This is a genomic window from Polaromonas sp. P1_G4 (genome assembly GCF_056405475.1).
The window spans coordinates 1-911 of sequence record NZ_JBFUCA010000931.1; the positions used below are offsets into that span (position 1 = coordinate 1).

The 911-nt window shown below is 53.3% G+C and carries 2 protein-coding genes; both read left to right on the plus strand.

Annotation, left to right across the window (positions count from 1 at the left end; all coding sequences use genetic code 11):
• The coding region (locus tag AC1D1X_RS24530) for an acylphosphatase (protein ID WP_477699518.1) at positions 1–237 on the plus strand (237 nt) is incomplete at its 5' end.
• A 209-nt stretch (positions 238–446) separates the two neighbouring features.
• On the plus strand, positions 447–665 hold the full coding sequence (locus tag AC1D1X_RS24535; protein WP_477668248.1) for a hypothetical protein: 219 nt from the start codon (positions 447–449) through the stop codon (positions 663–665).
• Positions 666–911 lie beyond the last annotated feature (246 nt).

The following is a 911-nucleotide window of genomic DNA, read 5'->3' on the forward strand; positions in this document are numbered from 1 at the left end:
GTTGAGGGAACGGTGGCCCGTTCCTCTGCTTCAGTTGTGACATTTTCACTTCGCCTGCTTGGTGACGCTGCTACGACCATCGACGGGTCGTTCGATTTTGTTGCTCCACCATTTCCAGCGGAGGCCCCGGTTCTCAATTGGTATTACCTCCTTCCTGGCGATCGTATGCTTTCCGCTAAACGTACGAATACCACTATGCCCACGCTGAGTGCTTTCGTTCAAGGTACGGAACAATAACTGTGCGCACAAAAAGGTGCCTAATTCTGGCGGGCGTAGCCGTGACCGAGAACGACAAGCATGTGCCCACCGCCAGACGCATCGTCGGCACCGTCAGGTTTGAAGGTCGATAGAAATGCTTAACCCGTCAATCAACACAGACTCACAACAGCAAAAGGCCGCTCCACCGCTACTATCGTGGTTCGGTCATCTCTAACATTAGGCGTCTCATGGCACTACTTTTAAAAATCATCACCGTATTGTTTGGCCTCGCATCGATCGCAGCGGGCGTGAAGAGCGTTCTGCGGCGAGAAGCCAAATTCACATGGAATGGAGATAGCGATGAGAAGCGTGTCGTTGAAGGGCTTCCGGCAATCCTCATCGGCTTGGGCGAGATCGCTGTAGGCCTTTACATCATCTTCGCTCTGCGCTTTCCCTTTGCGAGCTGAGATATTTACATCGGAACGATTCATCATCGCCAATGTCGCCTAACCCCTCCTTCAAACTGACGCCTTGCGGCGCCGCTTATTTCAAAGGTTAAATTTCATGGACTGGGCACGCGTCAACCTTCGAGCTTTCATACGCGGCCCACTAGTGGGTACGCCGGAAGGACTGTTGGTCTTGATCGGCACGTCGTTGTCGCTTTTGTTCGCTGGCTTGAGTTGGTATGCCCCTGGGTTGGTCGGGCTTAGGCC

Coding starts and splice junctions, on each gene's coding strand:
- AC1D1X_RS24535 (WP_477668248.1), top strand. CDS start 447: ATGGCACTACTTTTAAAAATCATCACCGTATTGTTTGGCCTCGCATCG.